At 71.5% G+C, this 8,098-nt stretch carries 6 protein-coding genes; 4 read left to right on the top strand and 2 right to left on the bottom strand.

All coding sequences use genetic code 11. The features are described from left to right. Positions 1 to 234 precede the first annotated feature (234 nt). Positions 235 to 1,011 (bottom strand): TetR/AcrR family transcriptional regulator, encoded by a 777-nt coding sequence (locus K377_RS34820; RefSeq protein WP_111667613.1) that lies wholly within the window; start codon positions 1,009 to 1,011, stop codon positions 235 to 237. A gap of 394 nt (positions 1,012 to 1,405) precedes the next feature. On the opposite strand from K377_RS34820, the gene K377_RS34825 reads away from it, so the two are divergent. The 3 genes from K377_RS34825 to K377_RS34835 all read left to right on the top strand — a co-directional run bounded on the left by K377_RS34825 (position 1,406) and on the right by K377_RS34835 (position 5,523). Next, entirely contained in the window at positions 1,406 to 2,803 is a 1,398-nt protein-coding gene (locus tag K377_RS34825; protein ID WP_111667632.1) for an NAD(P)/FAD-dependent oxidoreductase, read from the top strand. A gap of 156 nt (positions 2,804 to 2,959) precedes the next feature. After that, positions 2,960 to 4,624 carry a SpoIIE family protein phosphatase gene (locus K377_RS34830; RefSeq protein ID WP_111667614.1) on the top strand — a complete coding sequence of 555 codons (1,665 nt, stop codon included), beginning with the start codon at positions 2,960 to 2,962 and terminating at the stop codon, positions 4,622 to 4,624. 65 nt (positions 4,625 to 4,689) lie between these two features. Then, complete coding sequence (locus K377_RS34835; protein ID WP_237551729.1) at positions 4,690 to 5,523, top strand: class I SAM-dependent methyltransferase; 834 nt, start codon at positions 4,690 to 4,692, stop codon at positions 5,521 to 5,523. 14 nt (positions 5,524 to 5,537) lie between these two features. Here the strand turns inward: K377_RS34835 and K377_RS34840 are convergent, their stop codons facing one another. Beyond that, positions 5,538 to 6,809, bottom strand: a complete 1,272-nt coding sequence (locus K377_RS34840) for an MFS transporter (RefSeq protein WP_181512722.1) — start codon at positions 6,807 to 6,809, stop codon at positions 5,538 to 5,540. Between the two features lie 158 nt (positions 6,810 to 6,967). Between K377_RS34840 and K377_RS34845 the strand changes: the two genes are divergently transcribed. After that, positions 6,968 to 7,501 (top strand): MarR family winged helix-turn-helix transcriptional regulator, encoded by a 534-nt coding sequence (locus K377_RS34845; protein WP_111667617.1) that lies wholly within the window; start codon positions 6,968 to 6,970, stop codon positions 7,499 to 7,501. The last annotated feature ends 597 nt before the right edge of the window (positions 7,502 to 8,098 follow it).

Consider the following 8,098-nt stretch of genomic DNA (forward strand, 5'->3'; position numbering starts at 1 on the left):
GGGGAGTGCGCGGCGACGGCCTCTGCACGGCAACCACTCATCCGTGGAGATTTCCCGCACGCGAGCACCAGCCGTCACCCGGCCGGGAACGACACAACCGACCGATCGCACACACGAGTTGACCGCGAGCGACCCTTTTCGATCGCCCGCGGTCAAGGCCGTCGTCCAAGCCGTCGCCCAGGCCGTCGCCCAAGCCGCCGTCCGGGCAGTCCCGCGCTGGTGGTCAGGGACCCGCTACGCGGGCCGCGACCGCAGCCCTTCGAGCAGGATGTCGAGCAGCCGGGCCGAGGCCGCCGCCTGCTGCGCGGCGTCCGGCAGCGACGGCGCCGCCGTCGCGATGACGAGCAGCACGTCCGACACGGTCACATCGGCCCGCAGCTCACCGGCCTCCCGGGCCCGGTCCACAAGCCGCCCCACGACCTCGAGCAGCGCGGCTGCCCCCGAGTCGTCGGGCCCCAGCGCGAGCGCGGCCTCGTCGGCCGACATCGCCCGCTGCTCCACGAGCCGCAGGTCGGGACCGCTGCGCTGCTCGGGAACCCGCGCCTCGCCCCGTACGGCGTCCCGCGCAGGCTCGTCGGCCACGCCCACCCGCAGCACCTGCGGCGGAAGCAGCCGGCCCGCGCCGGAGGCGACCGAGGTCCGCAGGAAGCGCGAGAGCGCCGACCACGGCTCGTCCTCCTGCCCGAGCGCCGTGCGTGCCTGGTCGGTCAGCCGGGAGGTCTCCTCCTCGGCTATCCGTCGCACCAGTACGTCCTTGCTGGGAAAGCGCCGGTAGACCGTGCCCACGCCGACGCGGGCGCGCCGCGCCACGTCCTCCATGGGTGCCCCGTACCCCAGCTCGCCGAAGACCTCGCGGGCCGCGCGCAGCACATGCTCCAGATTGCGCTGGGCATCCACCCGCAGCGGTGTGGAGCGCGAACTGTCGCCCGCCGCCCGTCCGTTGGCCCCACCCGAGACGCCCGACGGCGCGACGGCTGACGCAGAGGTCCAATGAGTGTCCTGAATGTGCATATGTGTTCCCCCGGTAATGACGTCTCCCCCCGGAGACACTCCCCGCCATTGTCCGCCGGAGCGTGAGGAACAGACAGTGATTTCCGGGCCCGACCCAGCGGGCCCGTCAGTGCGTCCCCCGACACCCCGACAGCACACGAACATAGTTGAGCCGGAGTCAATTCAGAAGGGGCAGGTTCCGCACGGAGCGCCCCCCGAACGGAGTACGCGCCGATTCCGCCCCGATTGCACCCCTCGCACCCACCCCTGTGGCCCGCGCTGACCTGCGGTTCTGCCCGGAACACCGGGGGCGCGCCGCCCCGTTGGGGGCGCGTTCCGCCGCTCTCTTCCGGCCACACAATTTGCCGGGGCTGTGGACAAAATCAAGGGTCCGATGCGTCATGGGACGGTGACGATGCCAAGGACGCCATCACCGGAACCCACCCGAATCCTGGTCGTCGGCGGCGGTTATGTCGGGATGTACACCGCGCTGCGCCTCCAGAAAAGGCTCAAACACGATCTCCGCGGCGGCGCCGTGGAGATCGTCGTCGTCACCCCCGACCCGTACATGACGTACCAGCCCTTCCTGCCGGAGGCCGCGGCCGGATCCATCTCGCCGCGCCATGTGGTCGTCCCGCTGCGCCGGGTCCTCGGCCACTGCCGGGTGATCGTCGGCGAGGTCGTCTCCGTCGACCACGCCAAGCGCACCGCGATGTACACCACCCTCGCCAGCGACGAGGAGGGCACGGGACCGGCCCCGCTCCGCTACGACGAACTGGTCCTGGCCCCCGGCTCGATCTCCCGCACCCTGCCCGTCCCCGGCCTCGCCGACCACGGCATCGGCTTCAAGACGGTCGAGGAGGCCGTCGGGCTGCGCAACCACGTCATCGAGCAGCTCGACATCGCCTCCTCCACCCGCGACCCGGCGATCCGCGACGCCGCCCTGACCTTCGTCTTCGTGGGCGGCGGCTACGCGGGCGTGGAGGCGCTCGGCGAGCTGGAGGACATGGCCAGGTACGCCGCGAAGCACTACCACAACGTCAAACCCGAGGACCTGAAATGGATCCTGGTCGAAGCCAGCGACCGGATCCTGCCCGAGGTCGGCCCGGAGATGGGGCAGTACACGATCCGCGAACTGCGCGGCCGGAACATCGACGTACGCCTGGAGACCCGCCTGGAATCCTGCGAGAACCGCGTCGCGGTCCTCTCCGACGGCTCCCGCCTCCCCACCCGTACGGTCGTGTGGACCGCCGGGGTGAAACCGAGCCCCCTGCTGGCCGCCACCGACCTGCCGCTGACCGACCGCGGCCGGCTCCGGTGCACCCCCGCCCTCGCCGTCGACGGCGCGCCGCACGCCTGGGGAGCCGGCGACGCCGCGGCGGTCCCCGACGTCACCGCGCCGGGCAAGGAGTGCGCGCCCAACGCCCAGCACGCCGTCCGCCAGGCCAAGGCGCTCGCCGACAACATCACGGCCTCCCTGCGCGGTGAACCGCTGACCGACTACCGGCACGCGTACGCCGGTTCGGTCGCCTCACTCGGTCTGCACAAAGGTGTCGCACACGTCTACGGACGCAAGGTGAAGGGCTACCCTGCCTGGTTCATGCACCGCGTTTATCACCTCAGCAGGGTGCCCACCGCCAACCGGAAGGCCCGCGTCCTGACCGAATGGTCCCTGACCGGCCTGTTCAAGCGGGAGATCGTCTCGCTCGGCTCGCTGGAACGGCCACGCGCCGAGTTCGAACTGGCTGCCGGTGACCTCCCCCCTGAGGATCCTGCCGCCCCTCCCTCCGGAGGCCCCCAAGGGTCTCCCTGACATCGGCTGCCCCCTCAGTCGACATCCTGCTGACCGGAGCGCGGAACTCCCGCACGCACACCGGGCGTCCGACGTTTGTCAGTACGGTCGGCCAGACTGGTCCACGACCATGGGCGGGCCCTGTGCCCTCCCTCGACCCCACGAGGCTTTTCCCAAGTGAACTTCACGCGCTGGAGCGCCCGACTTCCCGGAACGCAGCGCCGCGCCGCAGCGCGGGCCGACCACGGCGTACCCCAGCGAGGCGACGGCGCGGTGCCGCCCGCCCGCGTCGAGCACCTGCCCGACGACGGACCGGCCCCCGCGGAGGACCCCGAAGGCGCGGGCGGCGCGGGGGTGGACGGGCTGCCGGTCCGTGCCGTCCTCGACCGCATCCCGGGCCTCGTCGCCCTGGTGCACGGGCCCGAGCACCGCGTCGCGTATGTCAACGACGCCTATGTCGCCGCCTTCGGCGACCGCCCGCCGGGCGAACCGGCCCGCGACGCCCTGCCCGAGCTCGATGAGCTGAGCCTGCTCCCGCTCCTCGACCAGGTGCTGCGCAGCGCCAAGCCCCGTACGGTCAAGTCCCGCAAGACGTCCGGCGGCCGTTCGTACACGGTGACCTGCACCCCGCTGGAGACGGCCGAGGGACCCGGCGTCCTGGTCTTCGCCGCCGACGTCACCGACCACGCGGAGGCGGCCGAGCGCCTGCGCACCAGCGAGCGCCGCCAGCGCGAGACCGCGGTCACCCTCCAGCGCTCCCTGCTGCCCCAGGAGCTGGAGGAGCCCGACGACCTGCGCATCGCCGCCACCTACCAGCCCGGCGGCACCGAGGCCGCGGTCGGCGGCGACTGGTACGACGTCATCACCCTCGGCGGCGGCCGCACCGCGCTCGTCATCGGCGACGTCATGGGCCGGGGCGTCCGCGCGGCCGCGGTGATGGGCCAGCTGCGCACGGCGGTCCGTGCGTACGCGCGTCTGGACCTGCCGCCGCACGAGGTACTGCAACTGCTGGACGGGCTGGCTACGGAGATCGACCCGCAGCAGATCGCCACCTGCGTCTACGCCGTCCACGACCCGAACGAGGGCCGGCTCGTCTACGCCTCGGCGGGCCATCTCCCCATCCTCGTACGGGACGAGAACGGCACGATCCACCGCGGCGACGAGCCGACGGGCCCGCCGCTCGGCACCGGCGGCTGGCTGCACGCGTCGGGCTCGGTGCCGCTCGGCCCCGGCTCGACCGCGGTCCTCTACACCGACGGCCTGGTCGAACGCAGGGACGAGGACATCGACGAGGGCGTGGCCGCGCTGGAGAACGCGCTGGCCGGCGCGACGGGCACCCCGCAGGTGATCTGCGACCGGCTGATCCGCGCCGCGGGCGTGACCGCCGACCACGACGACGACGTCGCGGTCCTGGTCCTCCAGCACCCGGCCCGCAAGGGCTCCGACGGCGAACTGTTCCGCAACGCCGCGCTCGAACTCCTCGGCGGCATCGAGGCCGCCCCGCGCGCGCGTGCCTTCGCCTCCGGCGTCCTGAGCAGCTGGCGCTTCACGCCCGAACTGCACGACCTGGGCGTCCTGGCGGCCAGCGAACTCGTGGCGAACTCGCTCCAGCACGGCATCCCGCCCATGCGCCTGCGGCTGCGCCGCACCGACCGCCGCCTGATCGTCGAGGTCACCGACGGCGACGACCACCTCCCGCGCCGCCGCCGCGCGGAACCGGCGGACGAGACGGGCCGCGGCATCGCCATCGTCGCCACCATCGCCTCGAACTGGGGCTCGCGCCGCACCCCGGGCGGCGGCAAGGCGGTGTGGTGCGAATTCGTGCTGCCGGACAGACCGTAGCCCCGGACGGACGCCTTGCCGCGAGGACCCTGGGCAAGGCGGTCCCGGGCTGCTATCAGCTCCCTATGACAGACGCAGCAGATGCCGCACCCGTCTCCGTACCCGTCTCAGGTTTTCGCCCCACCGGCAGCGCCCCCGAGCGCTACGAGCAGTACGTCGCCCCGCTGATGGCCCCCTTCGTCACCGCACTCGTGGACGCCGCCGGACTGTGCCCCGGCGACACCGTGCTCGACCTGGCCTGCGGTACAGGGTTCACGGCCCGGCTCGCGGCGGCCCGGGTCGGCCCGGCCGGCCGGGTGCACGGCACCGACGTCAGCCCCGGGATGCTGCGGGTGGCGGTGGCGCACCGGCCGCACCTGTACCCCGACATCGAGTTCGCCGAGGCGCCGGCCGACCGGCTGCCGCACGCGGACGGCACGTTCGACGCGGTCCTGTGCCAGCAGGGCGCCCAGTTCTTCCCGGACCTGACGGCCGTGTGCGCGGAAGCGGCCCGGGTGACCGCGCCGGGCGGCCGTTTCGCCGCCACGACCTGGAGCCACCTGGACCGCTCCCCGTACTTCCTCGCCCAGCGGGAGACCCTCGCCGACCACGCGGGCGAACAGGCGGCGGCCGATTTCACCCGCGCCTTCGCCGTCACCGGCGACGTCCTCACGACCGCCCTGCGCCGGACGGGCTTCCGCGAGGTGGAGTCCCGCCCGACCACGCTCGACGTGACGCTCCCGCCCCTCGTCGACTACGTGCCGGGCCACTTCTCGGCGCTCCCGTGGAGCGCGCTGGCCGAGCCGGACGCCCTGCGCACGGCGGGCCATGTCTTCGCCGCGCGCTTCGCGGACCTGGCGGCCCCGGACGGCTCGGTGACGCTGCCCTTCACGGCGACGCTGACGACAGCGGTCCGCTGACGCGCCCGCCCCGCTCAGGCGTCGGCCGCCGCCGGTTCCGGCTTGTTGACCATGACCACACGGGTCCCGGCGAGCGACGGCTGGTCCTGCAGCGGGGTGAGCCGCTTGCCCAGCCGCAGGGCGAGCACGGTGATGCCCAGCGAGAACAGCAGGAACGTCACGATGTACGGGCCGTGCAGCGCGGCGCCCATGGGCCCGCCGACGGCCGGCCCGACCGCGAGCGCGAGCTGCTTCACCAGCGCGAAGGCCGAGTTGTACGAGCCGACGCTGCCCGCGGGGGCGAGGTCGGCGACCAGCGGCGCCACGGTCGGCGACAGCATCGCCTCACCGAGCCCGAAGAGCGCGTACGTGGAGACGAACGCGGCGGTGGCCATGGCCTGGCTCGCGTGCCCGAGCCCCGCGTAGCCCGCGGCGATCCACGCGACGGCCCAGATGAGCCCGACACCGGCGATCACGCGCGAGCGCTTGCGCCGCTCGACGAACTTCAGCACGGCGAACTGCGCGACGACGATCATCGCGGTGTTGGCGGCGAGCGCGATCCCGAGCGTGGACGCCGAGATCCCGGCGGCCTCGACGCCGTACGCGCTGAGCCCCGACTCGAACTGCCCGTAGCAGGCGAAGAACAGCACGAACCCGAGTCCGCACAGCTGCACCATGGCCCGGTTGCCGAGCAGCGCCCGCAGTCCGCCCTTGGAGTCGCCCTTGGGCGCGGCCTCACCGAGAGCGGCGGCCTGCGGCATCCGCACGGTGAGCACGATGGCGGCGAGGACGAGGAACATCACGGCCTCGATGGCGAACAGCCGCAGGAAGCTCTCCGGCCGGCTCTCGTCGACGATCTGGCCGCCGATGAGCCCGCCGATGCCGAGCCCGAGGTTCTGCAGGAAGAACTGCATGGCGAAGGACCGCGTCCGCGTCTCCGGCGTCGAGCACCACACGATCATGGTGGCGAGCGCCGGCTGCAGCACCGCGGTACCGGCGCCGAGGACGGCGGCGGCCGCGATGGCCGCGGCCTCCGTGCTCGCGAGCCCGAGCCCGAGCGCCCCGACGGCCGCGACTCCGGACGCCACGAGCAGTACGGGCATGGGCCCACGTCGGTCGATGGCACGGCCGGTGAAGGGCAGGACGACCAGGGCCGCCATCGCGAACGCGGCCAGCACGATCCCCGCCGCACCGGCACCCAGATCCCGCACTTCCGCCACGTAGACGTAGAGGAACGGAACCGTGAAGCCCACGCCGAACGAACTCAGCGCGCTACCCACCTGCACACGCCGCATCGCGGCGCCCATCGCCCTGGTCACTTTCACCTGCCCTTTCACACAACGAAGAAGCCCCCAGGGAGACCGGCCAGCGCTCAACCCTGAAGACTTCGAAGCTAAAGTTAGAAGCTAAACAATACATCTCGAAGGACTTCAACGCCAACCGCCGCCGTGCCATACTTCGCCGCATGGCAGCCGAGCCGACCATCGAAGAACAGATCGCCGCGTACCAGCGGGAGTTCCAGGACCTCGACCCCCAGGTCGAGCAGATCGTCTCGGCGCTGGGCAGACTCAACCGCCGGATGAACGTCGCCTACGGCAGGCAGACCTCCGAGATCGGCATCAGCAACACCGAGTGGGAGGTCCTCAAGGCCCTCGTCCTCTCGGGCGCCCCCTACCGTCTGGGCCCCGGCGACCTGGCGAAGCGGCTCGGCCTCACTCCGGCCGCGATGACCCACCGCATCGACCGCATGGTCCAGGAGGGCCTGGTCACCCGGGACCGGGACGAGAACAACCGGGTCCGCGTCATCGTGGAGCTGACGGCGGAAGGCCGCGAGAAGTGGCTCGCCGCGATGCGCCTGGCCACCGTCTTCGAGGAGGACCTCCTCCAGGACCTCTCCCCGAAGGAGCGCACCGCCCTGGGCGAGGTCCTGACCCGCCTCCTGCGCCGTGTGGAGCACGCCCAGCCGGACGCCGGCGGCCGCCTCAACGACCTTGACTGAGGTGACCCGGGCGGGGGTTGACACGGGTCCGCCGGATCCGTAGAGTTCTTCGGGTTGCCGCGGAGCCGTAACGGTTCTCCGACAGCACCTCCAGCCGCTGAAGCGGCACACAAACACCAGCACGATCTCCCCAAGGGATTGCTTTCGGCGTGTCCGAATTCAATTCGAAATTGGGTTGCGGACGTCCCGATCACCTCGATTAGGAACTGCCGTCGGGATCCGCTAATGTTTGGGACGTCGGAACGGCCCAACAAGCCGCGAAGACAAGCCCGCTGACTGGGAATCAGGCCCGAAAGGATCTGATAGAGTCGGACTCGCCGGAAAGCCGAAAGGCCGGAAAGCGAAGCAAGACCCCGAGGAAATCGGCCGGTGAAACGGTCTGATAGAGTCGGAAACAAGAAATACCGAAGGGAAGCGCCCGGAGGAAAGCCCGAGAGGGTGAGTACAAAGGAAGCGTCCGTTCCTTGAGAACTCAACAGCGTGCCAAAAATCAACGCCAGATATGTTGATACCCCGTCTCCGGCCATCAGGCTGGGACGAGGTTCCTTTGAAAAAGTCCTGCCGGTCACTGACTGGCAGGCGCACAGCGAGGACGCT

It is taken from the genome of Streptomyces sp. PsTaAH-137, from assembly GCF_003259365.1.
GTDB lineage: Bacteria > Actinomycetota > Actinomycetes > Streptomycetales > Streptomycetaceae > Streptomyces.